Raw genomic sequence first — 17,324 nt, forward strand, 5'->3', positions numbered from 1 at the left:
GGTGGCCAGGATCGGGCCCCTGACGGTGGTCCTCCGGGTATATCCCGGAAGCGGACGCTGACGGGCCCGATCTCAGTCACCGATTGCCGGTCGCCACATTCCGCCGACGGCGACGCCAGGAACATACGCCCACAAAAAGTCGGGGAAGAAACTTCGTCCCCGACCCTTGGTGTCTTCCCCCCGAAATTTGTAGGGGACGACCGTGAACCTCGGGGAAGAAACTTGTTCCCCTAGATTTTGCGGGCACAGTATCGTGTTTCCCCAGGTCAGAAGGCGGGTCACTGAACTCTTCGGATCAGACAGCTGCCGCGCGATCCCCGTCGAGGACGCGAGCGAGATCGTCCAGCGAGGCGTCGAGAGCCCGAGCGAGAGCGGCGATGGTCGCGAACGCGGGTGTCGGCATCCGACCGGCCTCGATCTTGCGAAGTGTCTCCGGCGAGATGCCGGCCGCCGCAGCGACCCCGCTCAATCCTCGATCACCGCGCAGTTCTCGCAATCGGGCGCCAAGTCGTCGGCCGGCAGCCTTCTGTTCAGGCGTCAGCGGATTGCGAACCATGACCACAACGTAGTCGGTCTGGTATATAAATACCAAGCAGTGTCGGTATTTTTATACCGCGCCATCGTCGAGAAAGGAACCACATGGTCGAGCTGAAATCCCGCGACGAGGTCGCCGCCATGGGCGTGACCGGTTCCTTCATCTCCGACCTGCTCAGCGACCTGGTCGCAAAGGCCGACGTCGGCGTCAACCTGCTCGACCTCGAGCATCGCGCGCGCGACCTGATCCGCGACCGCGGCGCGGTGTCCTGCTATTGGGACTACGCACCGTCCTTCGGCCGCGGCCCGTTTCGCAACGTCATCTGTCTGTCGGTGAACGACGCCGTGCTCCACGGCTTGCCGCACGATCACGAACTACGCGACGGCGACCTCCTGTGCATGGACATCGCCGTGTCCATCGACGGATGGGTCGCCGATTCGGCACGCAGCGTGATCGTCGGAACCCCGCGACCCGAGGATCAACGGCTCATCGACGCGACGGAGCAGGCACTGACCGCGGCCATCGACCATGCCCGCGCCGGAAATCGCCTCGGCGACATCTCCGCCGCGATCGGAGCAGTTGCGGCGTCGCATGGTTACCGGGTGAACAACCAGTTCGGCGGACACGGTCTGGGTCGGACGATGCATGAGGATCCACACGTCGCCAACACCGGGCGAGGCGGGCGAGGAATGCGGCTGCGCCCGGGTCTCACCCTTGCGCTCGAGCCGTGGTTCACCTTGGGTACCGATCGCATCACTTACGACCCCGACGGCTGGACCATCCGCTCGGCCGACGGCTCACGCGGCGCCCACAGTGAACACACCATCGCCATCACCGACGGCGACGCGCTGGTCCTCACGCGCTGACGCTCATCCGACGACCGGTCACCCCTACAATCGACGCCATGTCCGCCGAGGGATCCGATTCGTCAGCCGGCGACGGATCCGTGGGGCTTCGCGTCGAAGTGCTCAGTGTTGTCTTTCAGGTCCGCGAGACGCAGCCGGACACCGCGCCGGCGCTCTGCGTGCTCCTGACGAAATCCTCCGACGCCTGGGCCCTGCCCGGCGGCGACGTCGGTGCCGCGGAGACGCTCTCGGAGAGTGCGCGACGACTGCTCGCCGACAAGATGGACGTCCGCAAGGTCGCCCACCTCGAGCAGCTGTCGGTGTTCTCCGATCCTCACCGAGTACCCGGGATCCGGACGATTGCCTCGACATATATCGGGCTGGTCCCCACCGACGCACCCGCTCGTCTCCCGGCAGAGGCCGCCTGGCACGAGGTCGACGCACTGCCATCGCTGGCCTACGACCACGCCGACATCATCGCGGCGGGCCGCCATCGCGTGGCTGCCAAGCTGTCGTACACCAACATCGCCTTCGCGCTCGCACCGGCCCGCTTCCCGATGTCAGAACTGTCAGAGATCTACTGTGCAGCACTGGGTTACGCCGTGGACACGACAAACCTGCTGCGCATCCTGAGTCGACGGGCCGTGGTGGTGTCGACCGGCACCGTCGGCAAGACCGGCCGCACCGGCGGACGCCCTCCGGCACTGTATGCGTTCGCCGACAACGAATTACGCGTCACCGACGAGTTCGCGACGCTACGTCCGCCGATGTGACCCGTCGTCGAACATCCGCCGAGTGATACCGAAGCACAGCGAATCACGCAGTCGTCGTCGTCACCAGGACGCGTCCCTCGGTCGCGGCCATCGCACGGTTGAGGACATCCCGCGACTCGTCGATCGTGTTCGGACCCCAAGCGGTGAACTCCACCACGCGCGGATCGGAACCGATGACATGCACAGCGTCGAGGTCGTCGAAGGCGAAGTCGGTCAGGCGAACCCGGGGTCCGCGCGCATGGACGATCTCAGTGGTCGGCATGCACGCGGATGCTACCGAGGCCCGCGCGTCGGATCACCCGGATTTCCCGAGGGACCGATCGCGTCCTGTGGGCCGGCGGGCTGTGCATAGGCGACCCGATCATTCGTCGCGTCGGCTGCGATGTATTCGTGTCGTCGGTCATCGAGATCCCCGACACCCAGATCGGCTGTGCGCGAGGAGAGTACGCAAACGAGGTAGACCAGGGTGAGCGCAAACGGCGCGCAGATCAGCAATGTCCACGGCTCGGCGGCGCCATGTGCGGTACCGCCACGCAGCCACAACCGCGGAACGAGTTCGACGGTGTCCCCCAGCGCAATTCCGGTCCGATCGCCGTATAGCCAATCGGTGATCCACATCCCGACCTCGATGGCCAACGCCGACCCGCCGATGGTGGCCGCCAGTACCGCGCCATAGCCCAGCAGTCCGCGCCATGTCCGTGCGACGAACCAGGCGACCAGTGCCGCGATCAGCCCGTACACGGCCATCGTCAGGCCGAAGACGGCCACACCGCTGAACGCCTTGGCCGTCTGCTCGGCGGGGAGGGTGAAGCCTCCGTCGACGCGTGTCGCGGTGACGGTGGGCGTGATGGCCGCCCACGTTGCACCCGCGACCGCACCTAGCAGGACCACGACACCGACGACGGCGAGCAGAACCCCCAAAGGTCGGCGCACCCTCACCGTCGGCCCAGTTCGGTGGAATCGACGACCCCGTGCCGAGAACAGCGCGCATGCCAGCCGTCGGGCCGTACCTGAACGACCATGCGCCGACCGCACTGACCGCAGAACCGCGGTGGTTCCAGGCCCAGGCGGGCCGCAGGTGGGATCGCGTCGGGCGACTGCAGTTCCAGCTCGAGTCCGGTGTACACGCCGTAGCGGCATGGCTCGGCAAGCGGGCCGGGGACGGTGTCGATCATGTCGGGCACGCCTTCGATGGTGTCACGCACGCGGTGGCGGCGTGTCAGATGGTGTCGTTGAGGGTCTTGATCGGCATCGACAAGTCGGTCAGCAGATCGAGATCGTCTTCGGCAGGGCGACCGAGAGTGGTCAGGTAGTTACCGACGATGACGGCGTTGATGCCGCCGAGGATGCCCTGCTTGGCGCCGAGGTCACCAAGGGTGATCTCACGGCCACCCGCGAACCGCAGAATGGTCCGCGGCAACGCCAACCGGAACGCGGCAACCGACTTCAGCGCCTCGGAGGCGGGCAGCACGTCGAGGTCGCCGAACGGGGTTCCCGGACGCGGGTTGAGGAAGTTGAGCGGCACCTCGTCGGGCTCGAGAGTGGCGAGATCGGCGGCGAACTCGGCGCGCTGCTCGAGGCTCTCCCCCATGCCGAGGATGCCGCCGCAGCAGACCTCCATGCCGGCCTCGCGCACCATCCGCAGCGTGTCCCAGCGCTCCTCCCAGGTATGGGTGGTGACGACGTTCGGGAAGTGACTGCGCGCGGTCTCCAGGTTGTGGTTGTACCGATGCACACCCATGTCGCGGAGCTGGTCGACCTGTTCCTGGGTGAGCATGCCGAGGCTGCAGGCGATCTGGATGTCGACCTCGTTGCGGATGGCCTCGATACCCGCCGCAACCTGGCTCAGCAGGCGCTTGTCGGGACCACGGACCGCGGCCACGATGCAGAATTCGGTGGCACCGGTCTTCGCGGTCTGCTTGGCCGCCTCCACCAGTGACGGGATGTCGATCCATGCACTACGGACCGGCGAAGCGAACAGGCCCGACTGCGAGCAGAAGTGGCAATCCTCCGGGCAGCCACCGGTTTTCAGCGAGATGATGCCCTCGACCTCGACCTCCGGCCCACACCACTGCATGCGCACGTCGTGCGCGAGCTGCAGCAGTTCGGTGAGTCGTTCGTCGGGAAGCCGAAGTACGCGCAGGACCTGATCCTGGTCGAGCCCCTCGCCTCGTTCGAGAACCTGCTCACGCGCGATGGCGAGAATGTCGTCGGAATCGCGAACGCCGGTGTCGGCGGCGACGGTTGCCTGGGTCACGAAAGCACTCCTTGCTTGATGTTGTTCAAAGTTTGGCCAGATTGCGACAATTCGGTGCGCAGCCACTGGGCGTCCAGCCATCCGGGTGCGGCCGCACGGAAGTGCGTGGCGTCCAGCGCGCTTGCGCCGGAAGGGATCACGCCGACGACCGGTACGCCGGTCAGGCGCGGCAGATCGTCGCGATTGCAGCGCATCGCGAGATCGGGATCGGCCGGCCACCATCCGATCACCAGACCGGCCGGTCGCAGGCCGCGCGCCCGAAGGGCATCGACGGTGAGTTCGGCGTGATTGAGCGCCCCGAGGCCGGGCTGCACCACCACGACGACGCCTGCCTGCGTATCCGCGGCGACGTCGGCGATCGTCAACGACGGTGCGAGACGGACCATCACGCCGCCGGCACCCTCGACGAGAGTCAACTCGTGGGTCATGGTGAGGGCATCGACGGCCGCCGCGATGTCGGCGCGGTCGACGCTCGGCAACCCGGCGCGACGGGCCGCGGTTTCCGGGGCCAGCGGTTCGGGATACCGCGCACATTCGACGGTGGTGAGGTGACCCGCGAGGGCGACGATCGTCGCGAGGTCGCCGGCCTCACCGGGAGCCACACCAGTCTGGACCGGCTTGCAGACTGCGACATCGGCGCCGAGAGCTTGCGCCGAAACAGCCAGCGCCGCAGTGACAATCGTCTTTCCGACGTCGGTCGAGGTTCCGGTCACCGCGAGGACGGCTCCGCTGGTCGGTGAGCTCATCGGGCCCGTATTCATCGAACACCGACCTCGCGCAGTGCGGCATCGACGACGTCGGCCACATGATCGACGGTCGCGTGGTCGAGGTCGGCCCGCACGGTGATACGCAGTCGAGAGGTGCCCTCGGGCACCGACGGTGGACGGAAACACCCGATCAGTACGCCGCGATCCCGGCAGGCCGCCGCGGCAGCAACCGCTTGCTTCGGGTCGCCGATGATGATCGAGATGACCGCTGCCGCCGGCTCGGCCGCGCCGCAGCGCTGCGCAAGGCGACGGGCGTTGTCGCCCAGCATGATCGGAAGGTCGGGGTTCGCGCTCAGCAGGGCGAGTGCCGCACTGGCCGCGCCGACCGCAGCCGGATTGAGCCCGGTGTCGAAGATGAAGGTCCGCGCGCAATCGATCAGATGCTCCCGAACGGCCCGCGTGCCGAGCACCACTCCCCCCTGGGCGCCAAGGGATTTCGACATCACTGCGGTGACCACCAGATCCGGGGCGCCGGACAGGCCGGCCTCGGCGACCAGACCCCGACCACCGGGTCCGCGCACCCCGAAGGCATGCGCCTCATCGACCAGCAGCACGGCACCGTGTGCGCGTGCCGCGTCGTACAACTCTGCGACGGGCGCAGGCTCACCGTCGATGCTGTAGACCGAGTCGGTGACGACGAGCGCGCGCTGCTCGTCGCGGTTGGCGAGTGCATCGCGCACCGCTTCATGATCACCGCGATCGACCACGACGACCCGAGCGCGCGACAGGCGGCAACCATCGATCAGCGAGGCGTGTGTCCCGGTGTCGCTGACAATCAGGTCACCGCGACCGGCGAGTGCGCAGATGGCACCGACATTGGCCAGGTATCCCGACGAAAAGGCCAGCGCTGCATCGAAACCCAGGAAGTCGGCGATCTGGTTCTCGAAGTCGACATGGAGTTGGGTGGTACCGACGACCAGCCTCGACGCCGTCGACCCTGCACCCCATTCGGCCAGGGCGGCCTGCGCACCGGCCACCACGTCGGGACGCGTCGACAGGCCGAGATAGTCGTTGGAGGCCAGGTTGATCAAGCCGTCGGCGGACTGCCGCACATGCGGCTCGCGGTGCAGCCCGGCCGACTTGCGCGCCTCGGCCGCGTCGACCAGCCAGGCGAGACCCGTGTCGTCGACCGCGGGACGCACGGTCAACGGCCCTTCGAGGCTCGCGGCTAGCGCTCCTCGCACCTCAGGGAGCGGTAGGTGCTCCTCGGCGAGCGGCGAGCGGCGCCCGGACGTGCGGGGGTGAACGGTGGTCATGAGTTTGCTCCCACGGGAATCGGGGTCGAGACGGTCGCTGCCACCGCCGCGCGAACACCGTCGACGACCACCCCGATGTCGTCGGAGGTGCAGACGAACGGCGGCATCACGTAGACGAGATTGCGGAACGGACGCAGCCACGCGCCGGCCTGCACCGCCGCGGACGTCGAGGCGGGCATGTCGACGGGACGGTCGAGTTCGACCACGCCGATCGCGCCGAGGACCCGCACATCGACCACACCGTCGACGTCGGAGAGCGGCGCGAGTCCGGAGCGCAGTTCATGCTCGATTCGCCTCACCTGCTCGCGCCAGGTTCCGTCGGCGAGCAGGTCGATGGAGGCAACCGCAATCGCGCACGCGAGCGGGTTGGCCATGAAGGTCGGGCCGTGAGCGAGTCCGCCGGCCTCCCCGGCGCTGATGACCGCGGCGATCTCATCGGTGCACAGGGTGGCGGCCAGCGACAAATAGCCGCCGGTCAGCGCTTTGCCAACACACATGATGTCGGGTGCGACGCCGGCTTGTTCGGCGGCGAACATCGTCCCGGTGCGACCGAACCCGGTGGCGATCTCGTCGAAGATCAGCAGCACGCCTCGTTCGTCGCAGATGCGACGCAGGTCCGCCAGGTAGCGGGGATCGTGGAAGCGCATCCCGCCGGCACCCTGGACCACCGGCTCGACGATCACGGCCGCGAGCTCATGTGCGTGCCGGGCGATCGCGTCGTCGAGGATCTCGACGTAGCCCTCGCGGTACTCCGACGGGGGCGCGGGCACGAAGATCTGTTCGGCGAGCACATCGGTCCACATCGAGTGCATGCCACCGTCGGGATCGCAGACGCTCATCGGGGTGAATGTGTCGCCGTGATAGCCGCCCCGCCAGGTGAGAAGCCGGGTGCGTCGGGGTTCCCCGCGGCCCCGCCAACACTGCAGTGCCATCTTCGCGGCGACTTCCACCGACACCGACCCGGAGTCGCAGAAGAACACCTTCTGTAGCGGCTCCGGGGTCAATTCCACCAAGCGTTGCGCCAGCTGTGCCGCGGGCTCGTGCGTGAGTCCGCCGAACATGACGTGCGACATCTGTCCCAGCTGCGCGACAGCCGCGGCATCGAGCACCGGATTGCCATAGCCGTGGATTGCGGCCCACCAGGAGCTCATACCGTCGACCACCTCGCGCCCGTCGGCGAGCGTCAGCCGCACCCCGCGCGCCGAGGACACCACCAGCGGTTCGGTGCTCGGCGGCATCGCACCGTAGGGATGCCAGATGTGCTCGGCATCGATACGGGAGATGGTCTGGTGATCCACGGAACATTCCTCATCGAACGGTTTCGGGCTGTGTACGCGTGCCGATGGGCATGAAGGCGGCACGGTTCTGCCTGGACACTGTACAGGCTTCCTGGACGGTGTACAGGCCGGTGCGCACGAACAACCAGCGGCTCACTATCGTGGGGCCGTGAGCAACAGCCGCGCCGATGTCCTGCGAGCCGCCCGCGGCATCCTCGTCGAACACAGCCTCGCGGACCTGTCCATGCGGCGATTGGCCACCGAACTCGGCGTGCGACCCAACGCTCTGTACTGGCATTTCCCGAACAAACAATCGCTGCTGGCCGCGCTCGCGGACGACATCCTCGATCACGTGGTGATTCCCCCGCCGACGCAGCGCTGGGATGACCGCCTGGCGTCGCTGGCGATCGGGATGCGCGGCGCACTCCTTGCCGTCCCGGACAGCGCCGAGGTCGTGTCGTCGAGTTGGGCGTCGGGCCTCGCCACCAAGGCGATCACCGCCGACATCATCACCGCCGCCCGCGCCGGCGGCCTGCCGATACGGGATGCCGAAGCGGTCACCACGGCGGTCTGCCAGCTCGTCATCGGCCTGACCATCGAAGAACAGACGCGAGCGCAGATGGAACGTCTCGGCGTCATCGAACCGTCCGGGCGCGACTTCGGTGGCGAGTTCACCGACGGGCTCGCAATCATCCTCGACGGCGCCCGCGCGCGGGCCACCAACACCACGCCTGCACCCACTAAGTAAAGAAAAGTAAAGGTCAGCGCCGCGTGTGTCGCTGCGGACCGAGTCGATTTTTCACAGGTTCGACGGGTACATTGCTAGCCGATCCCACCGACCGTTCCCCACCGACGAAGGAAGAAAACCGAGCCCTTGGCAGCCCCGACCCGTGTTGAACTCGCGCCGAAGACGAACTCCACGTCAGCGGCGCCGCCGGTCTATCGGACCGATCTCGACGGGCTGCGGGGTATCGCGATCACTCTCGTCGCGTGCTTCCACGTCTGGTTCGGGAAGGTGTCCGGCGGCGTCGACGTCTTCCTGACGCTCTCCGGCTTCTTCTTCGTCGGGTCGCTGCTGCGTCACGCCATTCACAGCCAGGCGCCACACACCACGTACCGCGACGCGGCCAACCCGTGGCCCCGACTCAAGCGGCTGATCAAACGACTGCTGCCCGCGCTGCTGACCGTACTCATCGCCGTTGCGGTGCTGACGGTGCTGATCCTGCCGCAGGTCCGGTGGTCCAACATCGGCAACGAACTCGTCGCCAGCGCCACCTACTGGCAGAACTGGTATCTGGCCTGGAACTCCCAGGACTATCTCGCCGCGAGCTCGGCCAACAGTCCGCTGCAGCACATCTGGTCGATGTCGATGCAGGGCCAGTTCTTCCTCATCACCCTGCTCACCGCCCTCGGGATCACCGTGGTCATCAAGCTGGTGTCCCGCGTCATCTCGGGTGTCGCCGACCCCCGGGTGATCCGGGTGATCGTCGGCGGATCGGTTCTGCTGGTCGCCCTCGCGTCGTTCTGGTGGGCGCACCGCGGACTACAGATCAACCAGCCGTACAACTACTTCGACACGTGGTCGCGACTCTGGGAACCCCTCGCCGGTGGCCTGCTGGCCATCTGGCTGCCACGCTGGCGGATCCCCAATTGGCTGCGCAACGTCGCCACCGCGGTGGCCTTGGCGCTCATCGTGACCTGCGGTTGGTGGATCGTCGGCGTCGAGCAGTACCCCGGTCCGTGGGCCCTGGTACCCGTGGGCGCGACCCTGCTCATCATCTGGGCCGGCGCCACGGATCTACAGCGTCGCCGACCCGACCAGCCCGACGGCACCGAGCCCATGCCGCTACTCAACCGTGCTCTGGCGAGCCGGTGGCCGGTCTGGCTGGGCACCATCGCCTACAGCCTGTACCTGTGGCACTGGCCGCTGCTGATCTTCTACCTGGCCTGGCGCGACAAGCAGCACGCCTCGATTCTCGAGGGTGTCGGGATTCTGGCCGTCTCCATCGGCCTGGCGTGGACGACGAAGCGCTTCGTCGAAGATCCGCTCCGTGGTGGCGACCGGTCGAAGTTGACCCGCGGCACCAGGACCGGGCGCAGGCGCCTGATCACGTACGCATCGGTGATGACCAGCATCTTGCTGGTGGGGACGATCGCGGTGGGAGTCGGCATCAAGATGTGGGACCGGCACGTCTCCACCATCACCGTCGACACCGCGAACCTCGACCCGCGCGACTACCCGGGCGCACGCGCCTTGCTCAACAATGCGCCGGTACCGAAACTCGACCCGGTCCCCGAACCGCTCGCCGTCATCAAGGATTTCCCCGAGACCTCGACCGACGGTTTCACCAGCAACTTCCAGGACGGAAGCATCCACGTCGGCGTCTACGGCGATCCGACCGCGAAGCGCACGATCGCCCTGGCCGGCGGTTCGCACGCCGAGATGTGGATCTCCGCGCTCAACCTCATCGGCCAGCGCAATCACTTCAAGGTGACCACCTACATCAAGATGGGTTGCCCGCTGTCCACCAATCCGGTTCCGCGCCAGCAGGGTGAGCCGTACCCGCAGTGCTATGAGTGGGGTCAACGCGTCATCGCCGAGATCATCAAGGCGAAACCCGATGCGGTGCTCACGAACTCGACACGCCCGCGGGACTATGAGAACGGCGACTGGACGCCACCGGACTACGTGCCGATCTTCGATCAGTTCATCGCGGGCGGTGTGCCCGTGCTCGGGATCCGTGACACTCCGTGGCCGATCAGGTCGCGGATCGACACACCGATCTGCCTCAACGACGGCGGGACCGCCGAGAGCTGCGGCACCAGGCGAGCGGTCTCGATGTCGCCGACCGACCCGGCTCTCGCTCTGGCCGCGACCCGTCCCGACTTCCATCCACTCGACCTCACGAACGGCATCTGCACGGCCGATTTCTGCCCGGCCATCGTGGGCAACATCATCGTCTACAAGGACCCGCACCACCTGAGCGCGACCTACATCCGCAGCCTCGCCGACGAACTCGAGCGGCAGATGAGGATCCAGTTGCCGTGGATCGGTCAGCCGACCCGGTGACCTGGGAAAACTGATCGACGAAAGTGGCGCAGGCCACTTTGGCGCGCAAAGGCGGCTTTCGAGATGAAGGCTTGGCACAACGCGGCTAGTGTCGTTCCATGACCTCAGGAAGGTGGGTATGACCGTACCGCCAACCACCGGCGACCAGCCCCCGTCAGCCGCCGATGCACCCGGAACCCCACCGGTTCCCCAAACCCCCACTGGTGACGTGCCGAGGGCGCAGTCCGGCTCGGAACCCGCCCCCAGTGACGCGCCGGGTGCGGCTTCGACCGACACCACCACGGCCGCGCCACTGAGCAACGACGACGCCACCTCGGCACCCGTCACCTTGCCGTCGACTCCGATGCAGGCCGACGCCCTGGTGGAGCCCGAACCGGCACCGATCCCGGTCTGGCCGGGTACCGCGTTCCCACTGGGCGCCACCTACGACGGTGTCGGCACCAACTTTTCGCTCTTCTCCGAGGTCGCCGAAGCGGTGGAGTTGTGCCTCATCGACCGCGACGGTCGCGAACGCCGCATCCGCCTCGAAGAGGTCGACGGCTACATCTGGCACTGCTACCTGCCCAACGTCGGGCCGGGCCAGTTCTACGGCTTCCGCGTCCATGGACCCTACGATCCGTCACGGGGACTACGTTGCGACGCAAGCAAATTGCTGCTCGACCCGTACGGCAAGGCATTTCACGGGGACTTCGACGGAGACGCATCGCTGTTCTCCTATCCCCTTCCGGAGCGCGTGCCGGCGGAACCCGAGCAGGCCGAACCCACCGCAGACGCCGATCCCGGCGTGGCTGCCGGACCGCCGGTAGAGCCCGCAGACCTGGAACCGGCCCCGACGACCGACTCGGTCGAGGTCTCGACCACAGACCCGGCACCGATCCCCGCAGACGTCGACCCGCAGAAGACCGATGCGGCGGTAGTCGACGTCGCATCCGACGAGGTGCCCACCGAACCAGTCGAGATCGAGGACGCGACTGCCGAGCCGGCTCCGACGCCGACCGAGAACCACTCGGAAACAACCGATTCCGAATCGGAGAACCCGATGCCGCAGCTCGATTCGCTCGGGCACACGATGGTGTCGGTGGTGATCAACCCATTCTTCGACTGGCAGAACGACCGATCGCCCAAGCGCTCGTATCACAAGACGGTCATCTACGAGGCCCACGTCAAGGGCATGACCGCGACCCATCCCGACATTCCGGAACGGCTTCGCGGGACCTACGCCGGCCTGTGTCATCCGGTGATCATCGAGCACCTGAAGTCCCTCGGCGTGACCGCCATCGAACTGATGCCGGTCCACCAGTTCATGCAGGACTTCGTGCTGCGTGACCAGGGACTGCGAAACTATTGGGGTTACAACACCTTCGGGTTCTTGGCGCCGCACCTGGAGTACGCATCCAACCCCGACCAGCCCGCCAGTGCGGTCACCGAGTTCAAGGCCATGGTCCGCGAGTTCCACAACGCGGGAATCGAAGTCATTCTCGACGTGGTGTACAACCACACGGCCGAGGGCAATCACCTCGGTCCGACGGTCTGTTTCCGCGGCATCGACAACGCCGCCTACTACCGCCTGGTCGACGGACAGCCCGAGATGTACATGGACTACACCGGGACGGGCAACAGCCTCAACGGGCGTCATCCTCACACGCTGCAGCTCATCATGGATTCGTTGCGGTACTGGGTGCTGGAGATGCACGTTGACGGGTTCCGTTTCGACCTTGCGTCGACTCTGGCCCGCGAACTCCACGATGTCGACCGTTTGTCCGCGTTCTTCGATCTGGTGCAACAGGATCCGGTGGTCAGCCAGGTCAAGTTGATCGCCGAGCCATGGGATATCGGTGAGGGCGGATACCAGGTCGGCAACTTCCCGCCGCTGTGGACCGAGTGGAACGGAAAGTACCGCGACACTGTTCGCGATTACTGGCGTGGCGAACCTGCCACCCTGGGCGAGTTCGCTTCTCGGCTCACCGGGTCGTCGGACCTGTACGAGGCGACCGGGCGCCGCCCACTGGCCAGCATCAACTTCGTCATCGCCCACGACGGATTCACGCTGCGAGACCTTGTGTCGTACAACGAGAAACACAACATGGCCAACGGCGAGGACAACCGCGACGGCGAAAGCCACAACCGGTCGTGGAACTGCGGCGTCGAGGGACCCACCGATGATCCGGAGGTACTCGCCCTGCGCGCCCGCCAGCAGCGCAACATCCTGGCGACCCTGTTCTTGTCGCAGGGCACGCCGATGCTCGCGCACGGCGACGAGATCGGCCGAACCCAACAGGGCAACAACAACGTCTACTGCCAGGACTCCGAGCTGTCGTGGATGGATTGGTCTCTCGCGGAGAAGAACTCGGATCTTCTCGAGTTCACCCGCAAGGCCATCGCGCTGCGCACCAAGCATCCTGTGTTCCGGCGTCGGCGGTTCTTCGAGGGCAAACCCATCCGATGGGGTCATGACACCCTGGACATCGTGTGGCTCACACCCTCGGGTGAAGCCATGACCACCGACGATTGGGGCAGCGGATTCGGCAAGAGCCTTGCCGTGTTCCTCAACGGTGCGGGTATCGGCGAGAAAGACGAGCGCGGCGAAGCCATCGTCGACGACAGTTTCATGATCTGCTTCAACGCACACTACGAGGACATCGACTTCCGCATGCCGACCGATCAGTTGGCCCTCGAATGGGAGGGCGTACTGAACACGACGCACCCGACGGGCGACTCGGACGTGGTCGCCGCCAAGTGCGGGAGCACGGTGACCATCGGTGCGAGATCGCTACTCGTGCTGCGCAAGACGCACTGATCTATGACCACAGGGGGCAGTGACCACCGGCGGGAGCCACACGCGACCTACCGTGTGCAGTTGCACGCGGACTTCGGATTCGCCCAGGCCGCAGGAATTCTCGACCACCTGCGCGATCTGGGCGTCAGCCACCTCTACCTGTCCCCCATCGGACAGGCCGCCGAGGGTTCGACCCACGGGTACGACTGGCTACCCCCGCCGGCGGTCGCACCGGTCCTCGGTGGCATCTACGGCCTGCGCGAATTGCGTACGGACGCAGCCGAACACGGGATCGGCGTGATCATCGACATCGTGCCCAACCACACCGGGGTCGCCGATGCACTGGCCAACCCGTGGTTCGCCGACCTCCTCGCCAACGGGGCACGTTCGCCCTACGCCAAGTACTTCGACGTCGATTTCTCCGCGGACAACGGCGCCGACGGTGCGATAGCGATCCCTGTCGTCGCCGCCGACGGCGACCTGTCACCACTCGACGTCGACGACGACGGGCACCTCTGCTACTATGACCACCGGTTCCCTACTGCCGCAGGTACTCTCGGTGGAACACCCCAGGAGGTCCACAGTCGCCAGCATTACCGGCTGGTGCCGTGGAACAGCGGCCTCATCGGCTATCGGCGCTTCTTCACCGTCAACGAACTCGCCGGCCTGTGCCAGGAAGACCCGACCGTCTATTCCGCCACCCACGCCTGGCTGCGCGAGCTCATCGACGAAGACCTCATCGACGGTGTGCGCGTAGATCATCCGGACGGTCTCTGGGATCCCCAGGGCTACCTCCGGCAGCTCCGCACCGACGTCGGCGACCAACGGTTGATCTACGTCGAGAAGATCCTCGCCCCCGACGAACCCTTGGAACCGACACTGCCGGTGGAGGGCACCACCGGCTACGACCAGATGCGGGTGATCGACTCCTTGTTCGTGGCGCCGTCGGGGGTCATCGAACTCGCGGAGGTCCACGAACGAGTCACCGGCGTGCCCGGCGACTCGCACTGGATCGAATCCACCGAGCGCGAACGCAAACTCGCGACCCTCGAGAACTCCTTCCCCACCGAACACCGTCGGCTCGTGCGTGCGCTGACCCATTCGGACCCCGACGTCGACCCGTCCCTCATGGCCGAGGCCAGCGCCGAACTGATCGCGGATCTCGGGGTATATCGAGCCGACTATCCGACGTTGCGCACTCGCCTCGTCGACACCGCAGCGGAGATCGCGCGCCGTCGGCCGGCGCTCGCAGAGTCCCTCGATCTGATCGTTCGCCGCACGGCGTCGCCCGGCGCGGCGACGTCGCGACTCGCCCAGACGTGTGGCGCGGTCACCGCAAAGAGCGTGGAGGACAGCCTCTTCTACCGCACGGCGCGGTTGGTCTCGGCCCAGGAGGTCGGCGGCGATCCGGCCAACCCGGCAATGAGTCTGGCCGCCTTCCACTCGCACAATGCGACCCGTGCGGCCGAATGGCCGTTGGCGATGACCGCGTCGTCGACGCACGACACCAAGCGCGGCGAAGACGTTCGTGCGCGTATCGCTCTGCTCGCCCAGGTGCCCGAGCGCTGGTCGCTGGCAGTGGACCGCATTTGGCGGGCGACCTCGATACCCGATTCGCTCAGCTGCTACTTCCTGCTGCAGAACATCTTCGGGGTGTGGCCGCTCGACGGTCGAGTCTCCGACGCATTGCGGTCCCGCCTGTACGACTATGCGCAGAAGGCGATGCGGGAAGCGGGTCTGCGAACGACGTGGACAGAAGTCGACGAGCAGTTCGAAACCGCCATCCGCGACTGGATCGACGACGTCACCACCGGACCCGTTGCCGACATCCTGACCGGGCTGGTGTCGCGAGTATCCGACTCCTGGAAGCAGGAAGCGTTGGCCCGCAAGGCCATTGCCATTCTCGGCCCCGGCTTCCCAGACATCTACCAGGGCACCGAATGGTGGGACGACTCACTGGTCGACCCCGACAACCGCCGACCGGTCGATTTCACCCAGCCGAGTGACCATCCGAAAACCGCTGTTGTGCGTGCGGGATTGCGTCTACGCGCCGATCACGCGGCCGCCTTCGGTTCCGAAGGAACCTACCGATCTCTGACGGCCGCCGGCCCCGCCGCCGACCATGCCATCGCCTTCTCCCGCGGCGACGGCCGGGTGGCACGGGTCGTGCTCATCACGGCCCGCTTCACCCACAGCCTCCGTGCCGACAGCGCCCGCGCCACCGCGATCACGCTGCCCACCGGCCGCTGGCGCAACGCGTTGAGCGGTGAGATCCACACGGACGCCGTCGATCTCGCCACCGCTCGGGCACGAGGCCCGGTGGCCATGCTGGAACTGCTGGACACCTGAACCTTGGATCCGTGAAGACCCCCTTCCGGTCCCTGAGGTGCGAGCGGAGCGACCCTCAGAGTGTCGTCGTCGAGCATGAACGCACGATCCGTTTGAAGTTGAGCCCGTATCCCGGGCTCAACTTCAAACGGATCAAGGGCCGGCCAACCACATGGTTGCCATGAGTGCGCAACGGCGGCATTCTCGTCGGCGGCGCGAACCGGCGCCACAAAAGTAGGGGAAGAAACCTCTTCCCCCACCCTTGGAGTCCTCCCCCAGAAAATTCTCGCGGACGACTATGAACCCCGGGGAAGAAGTTCTTCCCCTAGATTTCGCGGGCACGACGCCGGCTCATTTCCGCAGGTCAGCGGGATTGTTTACCGACTCTTCGGATCAGGCAGCGGAGGTCGACGCCGGTTCCACGGATCCAGGCTAAGGGAGCGGAGGTGGCTCGGTCCGCAATCGGCTAGCCCCCGGGAGCGGGCGCCGGGGCCGGGGTGGGTGTGGGAGACGGAGCGGGCGTCGGAGTTCCGTTCGGCGGAACTCGGGTCCCGTCGCCGAATAACACACCCGTGTCGGGCGCAGTGCCGAGCTTGGAGACCAGCCACTCGCCATCCACCTTCTCGAGGTTGATCAGGTAGAAGAACGTCGCCTTCTGCGGCGTCGCGGCCATCGCACCGGAGGCGGTGACTTCCACCTGCAGCAGCGTCGTGGCAGTGTCGGAGGTGAACTGTTCGACCGTGGCGAGTTTGATGTTGGCCGACGCGTCGGTCACCTTGATGTCGCGGGTCTGCTGCTCGGTCGCGGTGCGCTCACGCGCCAGCGTCTCCTTGAACTCACCGGTGCTCAACGGACCGAGTCGATCCTTGTACTGGTCGGCCGCGTTTGCCGGCATCGTCGCCACGAGTTCGTTGATGAAGTGCTTCGACGCGGCGATGCTGTCGTCGAAGGCGGCCAAACGCTCGTTCTTCTCGTGCAGTCGCCAACCGAGGAAGCCGATGCAGGCGAGCAACGCGACCACGGCCAGCACTGCGACGGCGCGGAGTAGCCCGCTTCTGCTGACGGTGAGCGTGAACTCCTTCTTGGCCCCGTCCTTCACGCCGTCCGACTTCACCTGCGCAGGCTTGGTCTTGCGCTCGACCGGCACCGTATCGGCGGTATCGATGACCTCCGTGTCATCAGCGCCTGAGTCCTCGGCGTTCGAATCCTCGGCCTTTGATTCCTTGGCGGCCGATTCGTCGGCGTCATCCGCCGACGTGGAGACGGAAACCGACCCCTGCGACCGCCGACGGGATTTGCCCGTCGGGGTGCGTGGAGCAGTTGCCTCTTCTTCGACGGTGACGTTCTCGGCGTCGTCCACCGTCGTGAAGTCGTCGGTCACGTTGTTGTCGGCCACTGTGTCATCGGTCTTGTCAAGATCGGTCATCTGAAGTCATTTCC

General features: G+C 66.3%; 15 protein-coding genes. 6 read left to right on the forward strand and 9 right to left on the reverse strand.

Annotation, left to right across the window (positions count from 1 at the left end; translation table 11 throughout):
* Positions 1 to 295: 295 nt before the first annotated feature.
* Entirely contained in the window at positions 296 to 556 is a 261-nt protein-coding gene (locus ACWDTF_RS09550; protein ID WP_240855894.1) for a helix-turn-helix domain-containing protein, read from the reverse strand.
* Between the two features lie 83 nt (positions 557 to 639).
* Between ACWDTF_RS09550 and map the strand changes: the two genes are divergently transcribed.
* Together map and ACWDTF_RS09560 are read left to right on the forward strand one after the other, a co-directional pair.
* Positions 640 to 1,401, forward strand: coding sequence for a type I methionyl aminopeptidase (gene map / locus ACWDTF_RS09555; protein ID WP_240855896.1), 762 nt, complete (start codon positions 640 to 642; stop codon positions 1,399 to 1,401).
* Positions 1,402 to 1,439: 38 nt separating this feature from the next.
* Positions 1,440 to 2,153 carry an NUDIX hydrolase gene (locus ACWDTF_RS09560; protein WP_240855897.1) on the forward strand — a complete coding sequence of 238 codons (714 nt, stop codon included), beginning with the start codon at positions 1,440 to 1,442 and terminating at the stop codon, positions 2,151 to 2,153.
* Positions 2,154 to 2,196: 43 nt separating this feature from the next.
* Here ACWDTF_RS09560 and ACWDTF_RS09565 read toward each other — a convergent pair whose 3' ends face one another.
* The 7 genes from ACWDTF_RS09565 to ACWDTF_RS09595 are packed head-to-tail and all read right to left on the reverse strand — an operon-like array spanning position 2,197 to position 7,731.
* Positions 2,197 to 2,415, reverse strand: a complete 219-nt coding sequence (locus ACWDTF_RS09565; RefSeq protein ID WP_355274405.1) for a GNAT family N-acetyltransferase — start codon at positions 2,413 to 2,415, stop codon at positions 2,197 to 2,199.
* Positions 2,416 to 2,426: 11 nt separating this feature from the next.
* Entirely contained in the window at positions 2,427 to 3,086 is a 660-nt protein-coding gene (locus ACWDTF_RS09570; RefSeq protein WP_240855900.1) for a DUF2567 domain-containing protein, read from the reverse strand.
* Positions 3,087 to 3,088: 2 nt separating this feature from the next.
* Positions 3,089 to 3,328, reverse strand: coding sequence for a biotin synthase auxiliary protein BsaP (gene bsaP / locus ACWDTF_RS09575; RefSeq protein WP_240856037.1), 240 nt, complete (start codon positions 3,326 to 3,328; stop codon positions 3,089 to 3,091).
* A gap of 44 nt (positions 3,329 to 3,372) precedes the next feature.
* Positions 3,373 to 4,410, reverse strand: a complete 1,038-nt coding sequence (gene bioB, locus ACWDTF_RS09580) for a biotin synthase BioB (RefSeq protein ID WP_240855901.1) — start codon at positions 4,408 to 4,410, stop codon at positions 3,373 to 3,375.
* Positions 4,407 to 5,156: a dethiobiotin synthase gene (gene bioD / locus ACWDTF_RS09585; RefSeq protein WP_355274396.1), complete on the reverse strand. Its 750-nt coding sequence runs from the start codon at positions 5,154 to 5,156 to the stop codon at positions 4,407 to 4,409. Before bioD ends, bioB begins: the two co-directional genes overlap by 4 nt.
* A gap of 11 nt (positions 5,157 to 5,167) precedes the next feature.
* Positions 5,168 to 6,433 carry an 8-amino-7-oxononanoate synthase gene (locus ACWDTF_RS09590; protein WP_449754314.1) on the reverse strand — a complete coding sequence of 422 codons (1,266 nt, stop codon included), beginning with the start codon at positions 6,431 to 6,433 and terminating at the stop codon, positions 5,168 to 5,170.
* Positions 6,430 to 7,731 carry an adenosylmethionine--8-amino-7-oxononanoate transaminase gene (locus ACWDTF_RS09595; RefSeq protein ID WP_355274391.1) on the reverse strand — a complete coding sequence of 434 codons (1,302 nt, stop codon included), beginning with the start codon at positions 7,729 to 7,731 and terminating at the stop codon, positions 6,430 to 6,432. Before ACWDTF_RS09595 ends, ACWDTF_RS09590 begins: the two co-directional genes overlap by 4 nt.
* Positions 7,732 to 7,879: 148 nt before the next feature.
* On the opposite strand from ACWDTF_RS09595, the gene ACWDTF_RS09600 reads away from it, so the two are divergent.
* From ACWDTF_RS09600 to treY, 4 genes are all read left to right on the forward strand, one after another.
* Positions 7,880 to 8,458: a TetR family transcriptional regulator gene (locus ACWDTF_RS09600; RefSeq protein ID WP_240855913.1), complete on the forward strand. Its 579-nt coding sequence runs from the start codon at positions 7,880 to 7,882 to the stop codon at positions 8,456 to 8,458.
* A 126-nt stretch (positions 8,459 to 8,584) separates the two neighbouring features.
* Positions 8,585 to 10,780, forward strand: coding sequence for an acyltransferase family protein (locus tag ACWDTF_RS09605; protein WP_449754315.1), 2,196 nt, complete (start codon positions 8,585 to 8,587; stop codon positions 10,778 to 10,780).
* A gap of 118 nt (positions 10,781 to 10,898) precedes the next feature.
* A complete protein-coding gene (glgX, locus tag ACWDTF_RS09610) occupies positions 10,899 to 13,577 on the forward strand; it encodes a glycogen debranching protein GlgX (RefSeq protein ID WP_449754316.1) in 2,679 nt (892 codons plus the stop codon).
* Between the two features lie 3 nt (positions 13,578 to 13,580).
* Entirely contained in the window at positions 13,581 to 15,905 is a 2,325-nt protein-coding gene (gene treY, locus ACWDTF_RS09615; protein ID WP_449754317.1) for a malto-oligosyltrehalose synthase, read from the forward strand.
* A gap of 445 nt (positions 15,906 to 16,350) precedes the next feature.
* Here treY and ACWDTF_RS09620 read toward each other — a convergent pair whose 3' ends face one another.
* Positions 16,351 to 17,310, reverse strand: a complete 960-nt coding sequence (locus tag ACWDTF_RS09620) for a hypothetical protein (protein ID WP_449754318.1) — start codon at positions 17,308 to 17,310, stop codon at positions 16,351 to 16,353.
* Positions 17,311 to 17,324 lie beyond the last annotated feature (14 nt).

The sequence above is a fragment of the Gordonia sp. NPDC003422 genome, assembly GCF_053588675.1.